A 17,664-nucleotide genomic window follows, 5' to 3' on the forward strand; every position below is an offset into this window, starting at 1 on the left:
AATGGGGATGATCAGACGTCGTCAAGCTTGCGGCCCGCGAGCGCGCGACGAATGCTCTTGTTCATGCGGCGCGCGGCGAATTCGTCGGTGGCCGTGGCGAGCGTCTTCGTCGCCTCCTCGATCACTTCCGGCGACTCGCCCTGCGCAACCTGTTCCAGCGCCGCGGTAAGTGTGTCGATCTCCGCGCGCTCCTGCTCATCGAGCAGTTCGCCGTCGGATGCGAGCGCCGCGTGCGTCGCTTCGATCATGCGCTGCGCTTCCACCTGCGCCTCGCGCAGCGCACGCGCGCGCATGTCGATGTCGGCGGTCTTGAAGCTTTCCTCGAGCATGCGCGCGACGTCGTCGTCGGCGAGGCCATACGAAGGCTTCACGATCACCGATGCCTCCACGCCCGAGGTCTGCTCACGCGCGAACACGGACAGGAGACCGTCGGCGTCGACCTGATAGGTCACGCGGATGCGCGCCGCGCCGGCGGCCATCGGCGGGATGCCGCGCAGCTCGAAACGCGCGAGCGAGCGGCAGTCGGACACCAGTTCGCGCTCGCCCTGCACGATGTGAATCGCCATCGCGGTCTGGCCGTCCTTGAAGGTCGTGAAGTCCTGCGCGCGCGCGGTCGGGATGGTGGAATTGCGCGGGATGATCTTCTCGGTGAGGCCGCCCATCGTCTCGACGCCGAGCGAGAGCGGGATCACGTCGAGCAGCAGCCAGTCGTCGCCTTCGCCGCGCCGATTGCCGGCGAGCAGATCGGCCTGGATCGCGGCGCCGAGCGCGACGACCTGATCTGGATCGAGATTGATGAGCGGCGGCTGGCCGAAGAAGGTCTCGACCGCGCGCCGGATCACTGGCATGCGCGTCGCGCCGCCAACCAGCACCACGCCCTTGATGTCCTGCGCCGTCACCTTGGCGTCGCGCAGCGCTTTCTTCGTCGGCGTGAGCGTGCGCGCAACGAGCGCCTGCGTCAGCTCGGCGAACTGCGCCTCGCTCACGGCGACATCGATTTTGCCGCCAGTCGAAAGCGTGGCCTGCACACGCGTCTCGGCCACATCCGACAGCGCTTCCTTCGCCGCGCGCACGCGGTCGAGCAGCAAGCGCACGTCTTCAGGCGCGTCCAGCGACACGCCCGCCTGCGCCAGCACGTGGCGATACAGCACGTGATCGAAGTCGTCGCCGCCGAGCGCGGAATCGCCGCCTGCCGCGAGCACTTCGAAGACGCCCTTCGTCAGCTTCAGGATGGACAGATCGAAGGTGCCGCCGCCCAGGTCATAGACCGCGTAAAGCCCTTCGGCGCCGTTGTCGAGACCGTAGGCGATCGCCGCCGCCGTCGGTTCGTTGAGCAGCCGCAGCACGTTCAGGCCCGCGAGCTTCGCGGCGTCCTTGGTGGCCTGGCGCTGCGCTTCGTCGAAATAGGCGGGCACCGTGATGACCGCGCCGACGAGATCCTCGCCGAGCGAATCTTCCGCGCGGTAACGCAGCGTGGCGAGAATTTCCGCCGACACTTCCACCGGGCTCTTCACGCCGTCGATGGTGCGGATCTGCACCATGCCCGGCGCGTCGATGAAGTCGTACGGCGCGTTCTCCGCGCCTTCCACCTCGCTCTTGCCGCGCCCCATGAAGCGCTTGACCGAGACGATCGTGTTGCGCGGATCGAGAACGGCTTCTTCCTTCGCGATACGGCCGATGCGCCGTCCGCCCTTCTCCAGATAACGCACGACCGACGGCAGCAGCACATGGCCGTCCTCGTCGGGAAGCGCTTCGGGGACACTGTTGCGCACGGCCGCGACGAGCGAATTCGTCGTGCCGAGATCGATGCCGACCGCCACGCGCCGCTGATGCGGCGCCGGCGCCATGCCGGGTTCTGAGATTTGCAGTAAAGCCATCGTTGGTCTTATGGGGTGGTGACGGCGAGCGCGTTCTTACGCGTGCTCCAGCCGTTCGATTTGCGTGCCGATTTCCTGCGCCACGCGCTCGATGAACATCAGTTGCCGCACAGCCTCGCTCGCGGCCTGGTCGGACTGGCTGTCGAGCAGCGCGGCGAGCTTCGTGAAGCGCACGCGTTCCTCGTCGCGCAGTTCGTCGAGCAGCGCTTCGAGCGCGCCGACGTTCTTCGCGCCGGCCGCATCCTCGATATTTTCGCGCCATTCCATCTGCTGCATCAGGAACGCGGGCTCCATGGCCGTGTTGTTCTCCGCGCCGACGTCGATGCCGCGCAGCGACAGCATGTAGCGCGCGCGCTTCAGCGGATCGCGCAGCGTCTGGTACGCCTCGTTCGCGCGCGTGGCCCATTGCATCGCGAGGCGTCGCTGGGCGTCGCCGGCCGCGGCGAAGCGGTCGGGATGCACCTGCGCCTGGACGGTGCGATAGGCGTCGTCGAGGGTCTGCTGCTCGATGGCGAAGGTCTGCGGCAGGTCGAAAAGCGCGAAGTGGGTGTCGTTGAGCGAAGCCATGACGATGATGAGGTTTCAGATTGCGCGAATGAAAAAGGCGGCCCGCGCCGCCTCTTTTGCCGTTGCTGCCGGCGCCCTGCGTGTCACACGCGGAACGATTCGCCGCAGCCGCACTCGTCCTTCGCGTTCGGGTTGTTGAAGCGGAAGCCTTCGTTCAGCCCTTCGCGCGCAAAGTCCAGTTCGGTGCCGTCGAGATACGGCAGGCTCTTCGGGTCGATCACGATCTTGACGCCCGCCGTTTCGAACACGGTGTCTTCCGGCGCGAGTTCATCGACGTATTCGAGCTTGTACGCCAGACCGGAACAGCCCGTGGTGCGCACGCCCAGACGCAGGCCGACGCCCTTGCCGCGCCGCGTCAGGTACTTCTGCACGTGTTGTACCGCCTTGTCCGTCAACGTGATTGCCATGATCTTTCGCTTCTCGTCGCTTTAACCGACCTTCGTCGTTCAAACGGACGTCATGCTCATGCATGGCGCCCGCATCGAACCTTACGCCGCGTGCTGCTTCGCCTCGCCAGCTTCCGCTGCCGGAGCCGCGCTGCCGTGACGCTGCTTGTAATCCGCCACGGCCGCCTTGATCGCGTCTTCCGCGAGGATCGAGCAGTGGATCTTCACCGGCGGCAGCGCCAATTCTTCGGCGATCTGCGTGTTCTTGATGCTCATCGCTTCGTCGAGCGTCTTGCCCTTCACCCATTCGGTGACGAGCGAGCTCGATGCAATCGCCGAGCCGCAGCCGTAGGTCTTGAACTTCGCGTCCTCGATCACGCCGTCCGCGCCGACGCGGATCTGCAGCTTCATCACGTCGCCGCAGGCCGGCGCGCCGACCATGCCGGTGCCGACCGTGTCGTCGTCCTTCGAGAACGAACCGACGTTGCGCGGATTTTCGTAGTGGTCAAGGACCTTGTCGCTATAAGCCATTTTCAATCTCTCCTGTATTCGGTGTCGCGTGCGCTCAGTGCATGCTCAATGAGCGGCCCACTGGATGCTCGAGATGTCGATGCCGTCCTTGTGCATTTCCCAGAGCGGCGACAGGTCGCGCAGTTTGGCAATCTTGTTCTTCAGCAGGTTGATGACGTAGTCGACGTCCTGCTCGGTGGTGAAACGGCCCACCGTGAAACGGATGGAGCTGTGTGCGAGTTCGTCGTTGCGGCCGAGCGCGCGCAGCACATACGAAGGCTCCAGCGACGCCGACGTGCACGCTGAACCCGACGACACCGCGACGTCCTTCACTGCCATGATCAGCGACTCGCCTTCGACGAAGTTGAAGCTGATGTTGAGGTTGTGCGGCACACGCTGTTTCATGTCGCCGTTCACATACACTTCTTCCATGTCCTGCAGGCCCTTCAGCAGACGGTCGCGCAGCATGCGGATGCGCTCGTTTTCCGTGGCCATCTCTTCACGCGCGATGCGGAACGCCTCGCCCATGCCGACGATCTGATGCGTCGCGAGCGTGCCCGAGCGCATGCCGCGCTCGTGACCGCCGCCGTGCATCTGCGCTTCGATGCGCACGCGCGGCTTGCGACGCACATACAGGGCGCCGATGCCCTTCGGACCATAGGTCTTGTGCGCCGAGAACGACATCAGGTCGACCTTCAGCTTCTGCAGGTCGATTTCGATCTTGCCGGTGGCCTGCGCCGCGTCGACGTGAAAAATGATGCCCTTCTCGCGCGTGATCTCGCCGATCGCCGCGATATCCTGGATCACGCCGATCTCGTTGTTCACGTTCATCACGGAGACCAGGATCGTGTCCGGGCGAATGGCCGCCTTGAACTTTTCGAGATCGATGAGACCGTCGTCCTTCACGTCCAGGTACGTGACTTCGTAGCCTTCGCGCTCCAGCTCACGCGTGGTGTCCAGCACGGCCTTGTGCTCGGTCTTCACGGTGATGAGGTGCTTGCCCTTGCTCTTGTAGAAATGCGCCGCGCCCTTGATGGCGAGGTTGTCCGATTCCGTCGCACCCGAGGTCCAGATGATCTCGCGCGGATCGCAGTTGACGAGCGCCGCGACATTCTCGCGCGCTTCCTCGACTGCACGCTCCGCATCCCAGCCGTACTGGTGGCTGCGCGAGGCCGGATTGCCGAACTGCTCGCGAAGATACGGGATCATCTTGTCCACCACGCGCGGGTCGACGGGGGTCGTCGCGCTGTAATCCATGTAGATGGGCAGGTGGGGAATATCGTTGTTCATCAGTCGCTCCGGGAAAATCGGTCAAAGCTCCGGCTGGGACGCGCCTTGCATCATCACGCGCACGGCTCGTGCCGCGCGGCGGCGCAGGTCATCCGGCCAGATTGAAAATGGAATTCGGACCCTTGGGCACCACCCGCGTGGCCTCGACACCGGACGAATCCGTGCGGCGATCGCGCAGCACCGACGCCGAACCCTCACGCGCACGCTGCTGGTCGACCAGATCCTTCAACGAAACGGAATCCAGATACTCGACCATCTTCTGATTCAGCGTGGCCCACAGCTCGTGCGTCATGCAATGGCCATCGTGCTGCTTGGTGCCTTCGCACGCGCCCTTGCCGCCGCATTGAGTGGCGTCGATGGGCTCGTCGACGGCGATGATGATGTCCGCCACCGTGACGTTTTCCGCGCGGCGCGCAAGGTTGTAGCCGCCGCCCGGCCCGCGGACCGATTCGACGATCTCATGGCGCCGCAGCTTGCCGAAGAGCTGCTCGAGATAGGAAAGCGAGATGCGCTGGCGCTGACTGATGCCTGCCAGCGTCACCGGGCCCTGCTCCTGGCGCAACGCCAGGTCGATCATCGCCGTAACGGCGAAACGGCCTTTCGTGGTGAGTCTCATAATGGGGAGCTAACGCTAATACTCGATGATTTTCGTCAAGTATAAATATCCCACAGTTTTAGTCAAGTATCCCGGGCGAGATAAGTAGTTTTTTAATTCCCGTTCCGGTTGATGGATTGCTGCCGAAAGTTACGCGGAAAGTTGGGCCTGCAGTGCTCTCAGCAAGCCCTCGCAGGCGTCCTCGCATTGATCGAGCACGGTCTCGAAACCCGCCTCGCCGCCGAAATAAGGATCGACCACGACGCGACTGTCCTTGCGCGTGGCGAAGTCCATCAGCAGGCGAATCTTGTCGCGATGCTCGGGCGGACAGATGGCCATGAGTGCGGCGACGTTGGCGTCGTCCATGGCGACGAGCAGGTCGAAGCGCGCGAAATCCGCGGCGCCAATCTGCCGCCCGCGCAGCATCGAGAGGTCGTAGCCGCGCTTCTTCGCGGCCTTCTGGGCGCGCGAATCCGGGGCGTCGCCGATCTGCCAGTCACCGGTGCCGGCCGAATCGATCACGATATGGCCGGCCAGGTTCGCGCGCTCGACGAGATGCCGCATCACCCCTTCCGCACTGGGCGAGCGGCAGATATTGCCGAGACAGACGAAGCAGACCGAGATCGGAGTCATTCGGAGTCGAGGAAACGTGATGGCGGTGGTGTCAGCAGGACGCCGCCCGAAGCGCTCCGGATTATACAAAGAGGGAGAATTTTCCGCTCAGGACGGCCTCCCGGGCTGCGCGTGACCCGTTCAAGGCTCGTCGCGATGGATATCGTGAGTGGCGAAACGCGCTTCTCCGTTCGGCATCTTGAGCCAGTCGCGGTGGGCGAGCGTGCGGCGGATGTCGGACAGGCCGCTTTCCCAATGTTCGCGCATGGTCGACAGGCCGAACTGATAGTCCTTGAAGTGGCCCTCGTACTCCTTCTGGCGGTAGATGAGGTGGATGATGTTGTAGCGCTTCGAGCACGCGAGTTCCTCCGCGCGCCGGCACCATTCGTCGTTCTTGCGAATCTCCTCTGGCACCAGGTCGAGCACGTGCTGCAACACGTTGCGGGCGCGCTGGGAGCGCTGCATCTGGTCGGTCACGAGGCGCGTGCGGCTGGAATACTGCACGTCCTTCACGCGCCCCATCACGTCGACGATACTGTCCGGCACCGGACCGCGCGCGCTCCATAGATCGACCTGGAAAGCGAGCGTGTCACGGCGCGGCGTGGCCATGGCCACTTCGTAGAGCGGCGTGTTCGACATGAGTCCGCCGTCCCAGTAAAACTGCCCGTCGATCTCGACGGCAGCGAAGCCCGGCGGCAAGGCCCCGGACGCGATGAAATGCTCGGCGCGCAGGCGGATCTGCGTGTTGTCGAAATAGGCGAAGTTGCCGGTCGCGACGTTCACCGCGCCGACCGACACGCGCGTCTCGCCTGAATTGATGCGGTCGAAGTCGCACAGGCGCTCCAGGGTGGCCTTGAGCGGTGTGGTGTCGTAATAGCTGGCGGTTTGCGGCGAACCGGAGGCAATGGGCGACGGCGGCGGAAAGCGTGGAATGAAGAAGCCCTTCTGCCCTTCGACGAGCGCGCCGAACGCCTGCCAGGCGGTAAACGCCTTGCGGATTTCGTCGGCGGAGTCGAACAGCGCCCTTTCGACGAGACCCGGCAGCGGGAAGCCGAACGCCGGCTGGCAGATGGTTTCCCAGAACTCGAGCAGCCGAGTCACGCGCTGTTCCGGCGCGTTTCCGGCGATGATCGCCGTGTTCAGCGCACCGATTGAAATGCCGGCGATCCAGTTCGGATGAATCCCTGTTTCGTGCAGGCCCTGGTAGACGCCGGCCTGATAGGCGCCGAGCGCGCCTCCGCCCTGCAGCATCAGCGCGACCGTCTCGTAGGGCGGCAAGGCGATGGCCGGCGCCGCGCTTTCCGCAGCCTGCTGCCTGACATTTCCCCGTGACACTGCATTCTGATTTTCGATTTCCGACATTCCGCGTACGCCTCCTCGTTGTGGAACCGTCATGACGCACGCTGGTTGTACGGCGCGCGTGAGTGAACGACATCGAAGCAATGACACCATTCATCGGCGCCGCCATCAAGCTGGCCGATCGGCCTAGGACTATTCGTGCAGGTTCGTGACCCTGGCCTTTCGGCCGACTGTCACGACGCGGCACGCCGGGTTATTGTGCATGAAGGCCGTGACGCACTGACGCAACCCGGGCTCCGGCGCGGCCGGTGGTCTCGGCTAGAATGAACGCCCTTTTTCGGGCTCCGTTTCATTGTTGCCTTTCATGCCTTCGCGGGCCTTTCGTCATGCTCAGTTACCGTCACGCCTTCCACGCGGGCAATCACGCCGATGTCCTGAAACACGCCATCGTCATCCAGATGCTTCAGTACCTTGGGCAGAAGGACAAATCGTACTGGTACATCGACACGCATGCAGGCGCCGGCGTCTACGCCCTCACCGAGGGCTTCGCCGCGAAGAACGCCGAGTTCGAGACGGGTATCGGCAAGCTGTGGGAGCGGGATGATCTGCCGCCGTTGCTGGCCGACTATGTCGCGGAGGTCAAGGCGCTGAATCCCGACGGCGCGATGCGTTTCTATCCCGGCTCGCCCTATCTCGCCTGGCGCACCATGCGCGAGCAGGACCGCATGCGTCTGTTCGAGCTGCACAGCACGGAGATCGACGTGCTGCGCCACAATTTCCGCGACGCAGGCCGGCGCGCAATGATCTATGCCGGCGACGGCTTCGACGGCATCAAGGCGCTCCTTCCGCCACCGCCGCGGCGTGCACTCGTGCTGATCGATCCGTCGTACGAGGACAAGCGCGACTACGCACGTACGCTGGAATGTCTTCAGGAAGGTCTGAAACGGTTCGCAACGGGAACCTATGCAGTCTGGTATCCGCTCGTGACGCGCGTGGAATCACAACGGTTCGCGGACCAGCTGAAGGCCATTCGGCCGAATGGCTGGCTGCACGCCAGCCTCACCGTCAGAAAGCCGCCTGCGGACGGGCTGGGCCTGTTCGGCAGCGGCATGTTCGTGTTGAACCCGCCGTACACGCTCGCACGCGACCTGAAGGAAGCATTGCCTCGCCTGGTCGAGCTGCTTGGCGAAGACAGTGGCGCTTCGTTCAAGCTTGAACATCGCGGCGATTGACGCCGTCTGCGTGCAAGTCCTTATGGATGAGGCGCAACTGGCGCGCGGCTGCGTCCTCCGCGTCCTGGTTGAGTGGGCACGCTGCTCTGGCCGGCGCCCGGATACTCGACATAAGGCGAAACGACGATCGGCGGCTGGGCCTCCTGCGGCGGCCCCTGCAAGGTCTGCATCGGCACCATGCCGGGACCGCCGAGCGCCCCGCTTTGCAGCACCGTGCCGCTCGCGCCGCTGTGAATCCCGGTTTGCGTATCGAGCACTAGCGGTTCGCCTCCGGCCTTTGCTTGCACCGGGCTGAACCAGCACAAGCCCGCAGCGAACGCGGCGGGGGCGGCCAGTGCGACACAAGCGCGCACCGTGCGCATCAGAAGGAATGCCGGACGCGGGGTCGTCATGGAATGGCGCATCGCTCGCTCTTTATGTAGACGAAATCGCTTTACATTACCGCGGTGGCAAGCTTTAGGCTAGGCGCCGTTGCCCGAAACAGCACCCGAATGGCCCTTCTCCAGGAGAAACGATGAAATCAACAAAAATCGCGCTTGCCGTTCTCAGCGCCTGCCTGAGCGCAGGCGCAATGGCTCAGGATGCGCCGGCCGCGAGCGACGCCATGCCCGGCATGAACATGGGGCAGCACACGCCGAAACCGACCGACGTCTCGTCCACCGCCGCCTATCAGGCCGCGGACCAGAAGATGATGTCGGGGATGTCGGGCATCGAGTACACGGGCGATCCGGACCGCGATTTCGTCGCGCACATGATTCCGCATCACTTGGGCGCGGTGGAGATGGCGAAGGTGGAGCTGAAATACGGCAAGGACGCGAAGCTGCGCAAGCTGGCGAAGGACATCATTGCCGCGCAGGACAAGGAGATTGCGTTCATGAAGCAATGGCTGGAGCAGCATCCGCGCAAGCAGTAACGCGTGTACGGCCTGGACTTGCGTCACCCGGCGACTTGCGTCCGCGCCGGCCAAAAACAAAAGCCCCGCAATGCGGGGCTTTTTGCTTTCACGACTGACGCTTACGCGTTGTAGCCGTTGGATTCCAGCGAGCGGATACGCTGTTCGAGCTGGACGATATCCGTCGATTCCGACAGATACGCTTCGCGACGACGCTGCTCAGCGGCTTCAAACCAGATGCTCAATTTTTCGATGATGTACGCAACCATGATGTGCTCCAAGGTATCTAGACGATCCCTGGCGGCTGGGTCAGGGATTACCCGTTAGGGAATACCCGGATTATAAGGAAGTTTTGTGGCGCTGTGTTAGGAAATGCTTGAATACTGTGCATTCTGTTTCGGAATGGTGCGGAGTTGGATGGCCTTCAAACTGCTGTTTTTTATGAAGATTCCAGCTTTCAGCCATCCACCGGCCGTTACGAAGGCACAATTATGGTGCATTACTGCGCCAGCTTGTCCAAAATCGGGCAATCCGGCCGTTCATCGCCGTGACAGTGGTTGGCAAGGTGAGCCAGCGTTTCGCGCATCTCGGTCAGCTCGGCAATGCGCCGGTCGAGTTCCGCGACATGCTCCATCGCAATCGATTTCACTTCCGCGCTCGCGCGCGTCCGGTCGTGCCACAAGGCCAGCAGCCTGCGAATGTCCTCGACCAGAAATCCCAGCCGGCGCGCCTGCCGCACGAAGCGCAACGCATGCACTTCCTGCGCGCCGTAGACGCGATACCCCGACGACGTCCGCCCCACCGGATTGAGCAATCCGACGCTCTCGTAGTAGCGGATCATCTTGGCTGTCACGCCTGAGGCGCGGGCCGCTTCGCCGATGTTCATCGAGTGCTCCTGGAAAAAAGTCACTTTGACTCTACACCTTCCCACGATGGCAAGGTATACGATGTACTTCATCGAGCTCTTTGACGAGGAAAACCGCAATGACCGAATTCGAAGTTCAAGGCATGAGCTGCCAGCACTGCGTGGGCGCTGTGACGCGCTCCATCAAGGAAATCGATCCGCAAGCACAAGTGCGCGTGGATCTGGAACGTGGCCGCGTCGCGGTCGAATCGGAGCAATCGGCCGATGCGCTGAAAGACGCCATCGATGAGGCCGGCTATACGGTGGTCAGCGTCGCTTCGGCATGAGCGGCGACCAGGCTTTCACCGTCGCGCTGATCGGCGCGTCAGGCTTGCTCGGACGAGCGGTCGCCGCCGAACTGGCGCGCGCGGACAGTGCCAGAACATGGCGCGTCGTCCCCACTGCGCGCAGCCGCGCCGGTGTGCATGATGTCCGGCTCGATCTGCTCGACCACGACGCCGTCCGCGCTTTCCTGAAAGACCTGAAGCCGGATGCGATCGTCGTCGCGGCAGCCGAGCGGCGGCCCGACGTGTGCGAAAACGATCCCGCGCTGGCCCGCGCCCTGAACGTGGACGCATTGCGCGAGATCGCCCGCGAGGCGCGCGCGACCGGCGCATGGGTACTGTCGATCTCGACCGATTACGTGTTCGACGGCACCTCGCCGCCCTATCGTCCCGACGACGCTCCCGCGCCACTCAACGCCTACGGGCACAGCAAGCTGGATGGCGAGCGCGCGCTGCTCGAATGCGATCCGGCGTCCTGCGTGCTGCGCCTGCCGCTGCTTTACGGGCCCTGCACCGACTGGAACGAATCCGCGGTGACGAGCCTGACGCCCGCTATCGTCGCATCGGCCGATGCCGCGCACCCCGGCGCGCCGATGGACGCCTGGGCGACGCGCTATCCGACCTTCACGCCCGACGTCGCCGTGGTGATCCGCGGCATGCTCGAACATCATGCGCGCGGCGGGACGATTTCCGGCATCACGCACTGGTCCGGCGACGAGCCCATGACGAAGTTCGACATCGCCGGACACATTGCGCGGACCTTGAAGCTGGACGCGCGGCTCATCGCGCAGCACGCCCCGACCGACGCGACGCCGCGTCCGCGCGACTGCCATCTCGATTCCGCCCGGCTGGAAGAGTTGGGTATCGGCAGGCGCACGCCGTTCAATCATGCGATCGCCGGCCTGCTTGCCAACTATCCGGACCTTCCAGATCAGTGAAAATCGCGGCTCGGCGCGGCAAGGCGGCCGAGCAGCGCGCTATGGTCTTCGAGCCGCTGCGCCACCAGGTGCCGCACGTCGCCGTCCTTTTGCCAGACGCCGTGCACGCCAAGCAAGGACGCGCCCAGCAGCACCTTGCGCTGCTTCTCGACGAGCCCCGGCCACACGATCACGTTGATCGAGCCGCTTTCATCCTCGATCGACACGAAGATCGTGCCGTTCGCCGTGCCCGGCCGTTGCCGCACGGTCACGATGCCGCACGCCCGCACGAAGCGCCCGTTGGCGGTCTTCTCCAGCTCGGCTGCGCTCTTGAAGCGCATGCGCGCGAGCCTGTCGCGCAGCAGCGCCAGCGGATGACGATTGAGCGTCAGCCCGAGACTCGCGTAATCGTCGACGATCTCGCGCCCCTCCGACGCTTCCGGCAACGCGAGCGGCATTTCGCTCATCGGCGCGTCGCGCAGCAGTTCCGGCGCGCGCTGCTGCGCGGTGACCGCCCACCACGCCTGACGCCGATGCCCCGCGATGCTCGCCAGCGCATTGCCGGCCGCCAGCGCTTCGAGCTCGCGGCGGGAGAGCGCCGCGCGGCGCGTGAGGTCGTCGACATCGGCGAACGGCGCCTGCGCCCGCGCGGCCATGATCCGTTCGGCCGCCGCCTGCGACATGCCCTTGATCTGCTGCAAGCCGATCCGCACGCCCGGCCCCGTCGCGCCGTACTGCCGTGACGGCAGCTTGACGCGCGCGGCCAGCCGGCGCGCTCCGCGCCGCATCGTCTTGCGAAAGATCTGATCCGACGATGCCGCTCCATAGAACTGCTGGCGGCGCTGCTCCTTGCCGGCATCGAAGACGAGACGCTCGCCGTTGCCCGAACGCGCCTCCAGCACCGACTCCCAGTCACTCAGCGAGACATCGGGCGGGAACACGTTCACGCCGTGACGCTGCGCATCCTGCACGAGCTGCGACGGCGAATAGAAACCAAGCGGCTGACTGTTCAGCAAACCCGCCAGGAACGCCGCGGGCTCGTAACGCTTGATCCATGCGCTCAGGTAGACGAGCAGCGCGAAACTCGCCGAATGGCTTTCCGGAAAGCCATATTCGCCAAAGCCCTCGATCTGCTTGCACACGCGCGCAGCGAAATCGTGCTCATAGCCGCGCGCCAGCATCTTCGTCATCAGATCAGCCTGATATTTCTCGAGATGACTGCCGCGCCGCCAGGCTGCCATGGCGCGCCGCAACTGATCGGCTTGTTCGGCGGTGTAGCCGGCAGCGACCATCGCGAGCTTCATCACCTGCTCCTGGAAAATCGGCACGCCGAGCGTGCGTCCAAGAACCGGCCGCAACTCCTCTTTCGGATATTCCTCTTCTTCGAGTCCCTGCTTGCGACGCAGATACGGATGCACCATGCCGCCCTGGATGGGTCCGGGCCGCACGATCGCCACCTCGATCACGAGGTCGTAGTATTTGTTCGGCCGCAGGCGCGGCAACATGCTCTGCTGGGCGCGCGATTCGATCTGGAACACGCCGACGGTATCCGCCCGGCAGCACATCTCGTAGACCGCCTTGTCCTCGCGGCGAATGTGGTGGACGCCAAAATCCGGAATGCCCCGGCGCAATGCGACGAATTCCAGCGCGCGACGGATCGCCGACAGCATGCCGAGCGCGAGCACGTCGACTTTCAGGAGTTTCAGCTGGTCGATGTCGTCCTTGTCCCACTGGATCACGCAACGGTCCTTCATCGCGGCGTTTTCGATCGGCACGAGCCGCGACAAGCGTTCCCGCGCAATCACGAAGCCGCCGACGTGCTGCGACAAATGCCGCGGAAAGCCGCGCAACTCGCGCGTGAGCCGGATCAGATGCTTGGTCACATGGGAGTCGTCGCTGAAGCCGGCCTCGCGCAGATAGCCCGCCACCGCCGACGGTCCGTCCCACCACTGCTGCGACTTGCCGATCCGCTCGATCAGCGACGCATCCAGCCCGAGCGCCCGGCCGACGTCCTTGAGCGCGCTGCGCGTGTGATACGTGATGACCGACGCTGCCAGCGACGCGCGATGCCGCCCGTACTTCCGGTAGATGTACTGGATCACTTCCTCGCGGCGCTGATGCTCGAAATCGACGTCGATGTCCGGCGGCTCGTTGCGCGCCTGCGAAATGAAGCGTTCGATCAGCAGCCCCATGCGGACCGGATCGAGCTCGGTGATGAACAGGCAAAAACAGATGATCGAATTCGCCGCCGAGCCGCGTCCCTGGCACAGGATCTTCTGGCTGCGCGCGAACGAGACGATGTCATAGACCGTCAGGAAATACTTTTCGTACTTCAGCGCCGCGACAAGCGCGAGTTCCTTGTCGATCAGACCGATGGTGTCGGCATCCAGTCCGTCTGGCCAGCGCACGCGCGCGCCTTCCATCACGCGCTTGCGCAGATAGCTGGCGGGCGTTTCGTCGCGCGGCACGAGTTCTTCGGGATATTCGTATTGCAGTTCGTCGAGACTGAAAGTACAGCGCGCGGCCAGCCTGAGCGTTTCCCGGATCGCCGCCGCCGGATACAGCGCCCCGATGCGCAGCCGCGTGCGCAGGTGCCGTTCCGCGTTCGCTTCGAGCGCATAGCCGCATTGCGCGAGCGGACGGCCGAGGCGGATGGCGGTCAGCGTGTCCTGCAAGGGCTTGCGCGAGCGCGCGTGCATCAGCGCGCCGCTGGCCGCGACGAGCGGCAAGCCGCTCGCTTCGGCAATCACGCGCGACGCGGCGAGACGTTCGTCATCGCTGCCGTCCTGCCAGAGCTCCAGGGCAAGCCACGCGCGCCCGGCGGCGAAACCGGCCAGCCAGTGCGCGCGATCGAGCGTTTCGGCGAGCGTCGCCGAACGCTGCGGCACCAGGATCAGCAGGCAGTCGTGCAGATGCTTCAGATGGGCGATGTCGCCGCGCAAGTCGGTGGCGTCGAGCGCACTCGACGATGCCGCCGGATTCGTGAAATCCTCCGGGCCGAGTTGATAGCGCCCCTTCGGCGATCGCGAGCGCGCCAGCGCTATCAGTTCGGACAGGTTGCCGTAACCGGCCCGATTCGTCGCCAGTGCAATCAGGGTGCAGAAAGGACTGCCATCGGCATCCGTCAGATGCAGTTCACTGCCGATGATCAGCTTCAGGTGCTGCCTTTTCGGCGGCGGCTCGCCGGCCTCGCTGGCGGCTTTCGCGGCCGCCTCCGCTTGCGTTTCGATGTCCTTGATCGCCGCATGCGCGCGCACGACGCCCGCGAGCGAGCATTCGTCGGTGATCGCGAGCGCGGTGTAGCCATGTTCGAGCGCGGCGGCAGCCAGTTCCTGCGGATGCGATGCGCCGCGCAGAAACGAAAAGTTGCTCAGGCAATGCAGCTCCGCATAGTCGGGCAACAACGCGGAAGCGGACATCGAACCGAGGAAGGTGCGCTTTTCGTTGCCTGCGCCCTCGCCTTCGTCGCCCTTGTCGCCTTCCTCCAGGCCGATGATGTCGTTCAGATCGTCGTCCATCCCGGCATCATCCGAAAAAACCGTGCAGGAACCAGAAGCCCGTCAGGCGCTCGCGATACACCCAGAACATGCGGCCTTGATCGTCCCCGGCGACGTAGTAATCGCGCTGCACGCCGTTGCCGTCCCACCAGCCCGCCTCGATACGCTCCGTTCGGCTGATCAGCTTCAGCGGCCGCCGGTAAAACGGCCGCTCGTTGCGCAACATCAGCTTTTGCGGGGTGTCGAGGATCCACGCCGGACGCGGCTGCGACGGCACCGCGCGATCCGGCAGTTCGAGAGCGGCGTCGATGGGGGTTTCGGCTTCTGTGTCGGCTTCTGTGTCGGCTTCTGTCTCGACCGGCGCGGTCTTTTCAGTTTGCTTCTTCTTGCGCTTCGGCTTCGCTTCACTCGCCGGCTTGTACGCCTCGACCGTCATCGCCGCCTCCGGACGATGATCGTCATGTTCGACCAGTTGCACCACGTTCTCCGCGCCCAGCCGCGCGCTCAGACGCTCGAGCAGCTGCGCCAGCGAATCGCTCTCGGAACCGGGCAGCGGGAACAGCGTGTCGGGCGGCGGCGCGTGCTCGCAGACCTTGTCGGCCAGCAGCTTCATTTCGATCACCGGCGCGGCCAGCGTCGTCTGATTGAGCTTTTCGCGCAGCAACCAGAGGATGTGTTCGGCATCGCGTGTCGGCACGGCCCACGCCACCTTGAAGGTGGATGTCTTCGGCGCATGACGCGCGGCCAGTTCATGTTCAAGCAGCAACGAAAACTCGCTGACCGCCGCGTGATGCGCGCTCAGCCAGCCGGCCAGTTGCAGCACGAGACGACGCGCCGCGAACAGCAAGGCATCGGCGCTTTCCACGCGCGCCTGCAACTCGAGCCGCGCCTCGAACGATGCCGGCGCGCAGAACGCCTCGCGTGGATCGGGCGCCTGCCCGTATGCCTGCGCGAGCCATTGCAGGATGCCCGGCCCGAAGCGGCGCGCGACGCCCTTGCGCGGCAACTGGCGCAAATCGGCGAGTGTCGCGCAGCCGATCTGCTCGAACACGTCGCCATGTGAATGCGCCGACGGCACCAGCGATACGGGCAAGGTGTCGAGCACCTGCACGAGCGTCGTTTCCTTCACGATGCGCACGCGCCGCGCCACCCGCCGCGTGCGGGCGTGCGCGAGCAGCCACGCGCCCCAGGCAGTCGGCGCGCAGCCCATGCGCGAGGTGAAGCCGCAGCCCTTGATCGTCGCCGCGGCCTTCGAAAGCAAGGCGCGCAATCCGCCGAAGAGACGCATGCTCGCGCCGACTTCCAGCAAGACGGTGTTCGCGTGCGCCAGCACGACCTTGGGCGTGAACGCGAGCAGCGCCAGCGCCACGGCTTCGAGGGCGCGCTGCTCGGCGTTGAGATCGACGGCGAGCAGCGTCAGGCGCGGCGCGAGTGCGAACGCGTGCGAGCGCGTGCTGCCGGGACGCACGCCGAGCCGGAACGCGACGAGATCGGGCATCAGGATGCGGGCGTGATCGGCGAGCGCGAAGCAGGACTGCTCGGGATCGTCGAGACTGCCGGCATCATTCGCCGATGCCGCTCCAGGCGAGATCGGGCTGGCCAATGCTGAGGGCATCGATGGCGGCCTGACTGCTTCGAGCGATAAAAGCGGCAATGTCACCGCTATCCACAACATGTTTGACCTCTCGTGCTTTCCTGCTGAGATGCGCGCGGCGAATGTGTTCGGGCAGCGCGGGCAACTGCAGTGGCAAGCTCAATTGCAACGGTTTGCCCAGTAACGGACCTCGCCGCTTGATGATGTCGATTTCCAGCATGACGGCCTGCATCCACTCGCGGCGGTTCATGGTCTGGGCGTGCGCGGGAAGGCGCGGCTTGCAGACCATGCGCAACGGCGCCGCCGACGATTGCCGGGCTGCCTTGAGCGGCCGGAACAGAAACGCCAGCGACTGCGCTTCCTGAGCGGCGACCTGCAAGCGCCGCAGCGCCTCGGGACGCACTTGCGGCAGCCAGACCAACACGGCGCCAATGCCTTCCTGCTTCAACGATTGCTCCGCGGCCCACAGCGTGTGCTCTTCCGGCGCCTTGACCCAGACGAGCTTGTTCACGGCGATGTTCATTGCCTTGAGGGCAGCGAAGTTGGGCGTCCAGGGAGGCGCGACGAAGATGACCGACCGGCCTTTGCCGACCGTCAACTCGCGGAGCGTGCGCGCAAGCAGCCTGATTTCCCCGACGCCACTCTCTTCGATCAGCAGTTCGGTGACCATGCCCGGCATCCAGCCGGTGCCGGGCAAGAGCAGATCGAGCATCCGATAGCCGCTCGAAACGACGTTCGATTCGGGATCGTTGATCGGACTGCCCTGCCAGAGCTGACGCTGCAGATGCGATGTCAGCCCGATATCGAGCAATGAAAGTGCGGCACCCATGAGCTTTCCCCGTCCGCAAATGCTCGGATCTGCCCAAGGCTTGAGCATCCGATGGCCTGTGGTTTTACTGTATATTTATACAGTATTTGTTGCGGAAAGGTAAACGGCAAGAGGCGTGCGGAAAGCGCGCTGAGGGGAGGAAAAAGTGGGGATGAGGGTGGGCAGCGCTGAGGTGCGGGCGGGTCAAATGTGCGCCCTGAAACGCAAAAACCCCACCTTTGTGGGGTGGGGTTTTTGTTTGGAGCATGAGGAGCCTGACGATTACCTACTTTCACACGGGGATCCGCACTATCATCGGCGTGGAGTCGTTTCACGGTCCTGTTCGGGATGGGAAGGGGTGGTACCGACTCGCTATGGTCATCAGGCATGACTTGTTGTT

The 17,664-nt window shown here is 64.4% G+C and carries 18 protein-coding genes and 1 rRNA gene; 4 read left to right on the top strand and 15 right to left on the bottom strand.

Going from position 1 to position 17,664, the window contains the following annotated elements; genetic code table 11:
* Nucleotides 1-11: 11 nt before the first annotated feature.
* From hscA to QCE69_RS08505, 8 genes are all read right to left on the bottom strand, one after another.
* Nucleotides 12-1,877 carry a Fe-S protein assembly chaperone HscA gene (gene hscA, locus QCE69_RS08470; protein ID WP_309916795.1) on the bottom strand — a complete coding sequence of 622 codons (1,866 nt, stop codon included), beginning with the start codon at nucleotides 1,875-1,877 and terminating at the stop codon, nucleotides 12-14.
* 36 nt (nucleotides 1,878-1,913) lie between these two features.
* Complete coding sequence (gene hscB, locus QCE69_RS08475) at nucleotides 1,914-2,444, bottom strand: Fe-S protein assembly co-chaperone HscB (RefSeq protein WP_309916799.1); 531 nt, start codon at nucleotides 2,442-2,444, stop codon at nucleotides 1,914-1,916.
* Nucleotides 2,445-2,527: 83 nt separating this feature from the next.
* A complete protein-coding gene (gene iscA / locus QCE69_RS08480) occupies nucleotides 2,528-2,851 on the bottom strand; it encodes an iron-sulfur cluster assembly protein IscA (protein ID WP_309808632.1) in 324 nt (107 codons plus the stop codon).
* Between the two features lie 81 nt (nucleotides 2,852-2,932).
* Nucleotides 2,933-3,361 carry a Fe-S cluster assembly scaffold IscU gene (gene iscU / locus QCE69_RS08485; RefSeq protein WP_309901630.1) on the bottom strand — a complete coding sequence of 143 codons (429 nt, stop codon included), beginning with the start codon at nucleotides 3,359-3,361 and terminating at the stop codon, nucleotides 2,933-2,935.
* Nucleotides 3,362-3,406: 45 nt separating this feature from the next.
* A complete protein-coding gene (locus QCE69_RS08490) occupies nucleotides 3,407-4,630 on the bottom strand; it encodes an IscS subfamily cysteine desulfurase (RefSeq protein ID WP_309930292.1) in 1,224 nt (407 codons plus the stop codon).
* Between the two features lie 88 nt (nucleotides 4,631-4,718).
* Nucleotides 4,719-5,246: a Fe-S cluster assembly transcriptional regulator IscR gene (gene iscR / locus QCE69_RS08495; protein WP_309916804.1), complete on the bottom strand. Its 528-nt coding sequence runs from the start codon at nucleotides 5,244-5,246 to the stop codon at nucleotides 4,719-4,721.
* A 129-nt stretch (nucleotides 5,247-5,375) separates the two neighbouring features.
* On the bottom strand, nucleotides 5,376-5,858 hold the full coding sequence (locus tag QCE69_RS08500; protein WP_309930294.1) for a low molecular weight protein-tyrosine-phosphatase: 483 nt from the start codon (nucleotides 5,856-5,858) through the stop codon (nucleotides 5,376-5,378).
* A 120-nt stretch (nucleotides 5,859-5,978) separates the two neighbouring features.
* Nucleotides 5,979-7,199: a patatin-like phospholipase family protein gene (locus QCE69_RS08505; protein ID WP_309930296.1), complete on the bottom strand. Its 1,221-nt coding sequence runs from the start codon at nucleotides 7,197-7,199 to the stop codon at nucleotides 5,979-5,981.
* A 323-nt stretch (nucleotides 7,200-7,522) separates the two neighbouring features.
* On the opposite strand from QCE69_RS08505, the gene QCE69_RS08510 reads away from it, so the two are divergent.
* A complete protein-coding gene (locus QCE69_RS08510) occupies nucleotides 7,523-8,368 on the top strand; it encodes a 23S rRNA (adenine(2030)-N(6))-methyltransferase RlmJ (RefSeq protein ID WP_309916812.1) in 846 nt (281 codons plus the stop codon).
* A 20-nt stretch (nucleotides 8,369-8,388) separates the two neighbouring features.
* On the opposite strand, the gene QCE69_RS08515 is transcribed toward QCE69_RS08510, so the two are convergent.
* Nucleotides 8,389-8,772: a hypothetical protein gene (locus tag QCE69_RS08515; RefSeq protein WP_309930298.1), complete on the bottom strand. Its 384-nt coding sequence runs from the start codon at nucleotides 8,770-8,772 to the stop codon at nucleotides 8,389-8,391.
* 110 nt (nucleotides 8,773-8,882) lie between these two features.
* On the opposite strand from QCE69_RS08515, the gene QCE69_RS08520 reads away from it, so the two are divergent.
* Complete coding sequence (locus QCE69_RS08520) at nucleotides 8,883-9,281, top strand: DUF305 domain-containing protein (RefSeq protein ID WP_309930301.1); 399 nt, start codon at nucleotides 8,883-8,885, stop codon at nucleotides 9,279-9,281.
* 101 nt (nucleotides 9,282-9,382) lie between these two features.
* Here QCE69_RS08520 and QCE69_RS08525 read toward each other — a convergent pair whose 3' ends face one another.
* Together QCE69_RS08525 and cueR are read right to left on the bottom strand one after the other, a co-directional pair.
* A complete protein-coding gene (locus QCE69_RS08525; RefSeq protein ID WP_309808650.1) occupies nucleotides 9,383-9,529 on the bottom strand; it encodes a DUF3563 family protein in 147 nt (48 codons plus the stop codon).
* 230 nt (nucleotides 9,530-9,759) lie between these two features.
* Nucleotides 9,760-10,146 carry a Cu(I)-responsive transcriptional regulator gene (gene cueR, locus QCE69_RS08530; RefSeq protein WP_309916818.1) on the bottom strand — a complete coding sequence of 129 codons (387 nt, stop codon included), beginning with the start codon at nucleotides 10,144-10,146 and terminating at the stop codon, nucleotides 9,760-9,762.
* Between the two features lie 98 nt (nucleotides 10,147-10,244).
* On the opposite strand from cueR, the gene QCE69_RS08535 reads away from it, so the two are divergent.
* The gene (locus tag QCE69_RS08535) at nucleotides 10,245-10,451 is read left to right on the top strand and encodes a cation transporter (RefSeq protein ID WP_309916821.1); all 207 of its coding nucleotides are present in this window, start codon (nucleotides 10,245-10,247) and stop codon (nucleotides 10,449-10,451) included.
* Nucleotides 10,448-11,386 carry an SDR family oxidoreductase gene (locus QCE69_RS08540; protein WP_309930303.1) on the top strand — a complete coding sequence of 313 codons (939 nt, stop codon included), beginning with the start codon at nucleotides 10,448-10,450 and terminating at the stop codon, nucleotides 11,384-11,386. The genes QCE69_RS08535 and QCE69_RS08540 overlap by 4 nt, the downstream gene beginning before the upstream one ends.
* Here the strand turns inward: QCE69_RS08540 and QCE69_RS08545 are convergent.
* The 4 genes from QCE69_RS08545 to rrf form a co-directional block, all read right to left on the bottom strand.
* Nucleotides 11,380-14,784 (bottom strand): error-prone DNA polymerase, encoded by a 3,405-nt coding sequence (locus tag QCE69_RS08545; RefSeq protein ID WP_309931603.1) that lies wholly within the window; start codon nucleotides 14,782-14,784, stop codon nucleotides 11,380-11,382. The genes QCE69_RS08540 and QCE69_RS08545 overlap by 7 nt on opposite strands.
* A 106-nt stretch (nucleotides 14,785-14,890) precedes the next feature.
* Nucleotides 14,891-16,477: a DNA polymerase Y family protein gene (locus tag QCE69_RS08550; protein ID WP_309930304.1), complete on the bottom strand. Its 1,587-nt coding sequence runs from the start codon at nucleotides 16,475-16,477 to the stop codon at nucleotides 14,891-14,893.
* The gene (gene imuA, locus QCE69_RS08555) at nucleotides 16,425-17,285 is read right to left on the bottom strand and encodes a translesion DNA synthesis-associated protein ImuA (protein ID WP_309808659.1); all 861 of its coding nucleotides are present in this window, start codon (nucleotides 17,283-17,285) and stop codon (nucleotides 16,425-16,427) included. The genes QCE69_RS08550 and imuA overlap by 53 nt, the downstream gene beginning before the upstream one ends.
* 252 nt (nucleotides 17,286-17,537) lie before the next feature.
* Nucleotides 17,538-17,650, bottom strand: a 5S ribosomal RNA gene (gene rrf, locus QCE69_RS08560).
* Nucleotides 17,651-17,664: the final 14 nt, after the last annotated feature.

Origin of the sequence: Caballeronia sp. LZ032, assembly GCF_031451315.1 — a bacterium.
Lineage (GTDB): Bacteria > Pseudomonadota > Gammaproteobacteria > Burkholderiales > Burkholderiaceae > Caballeronia.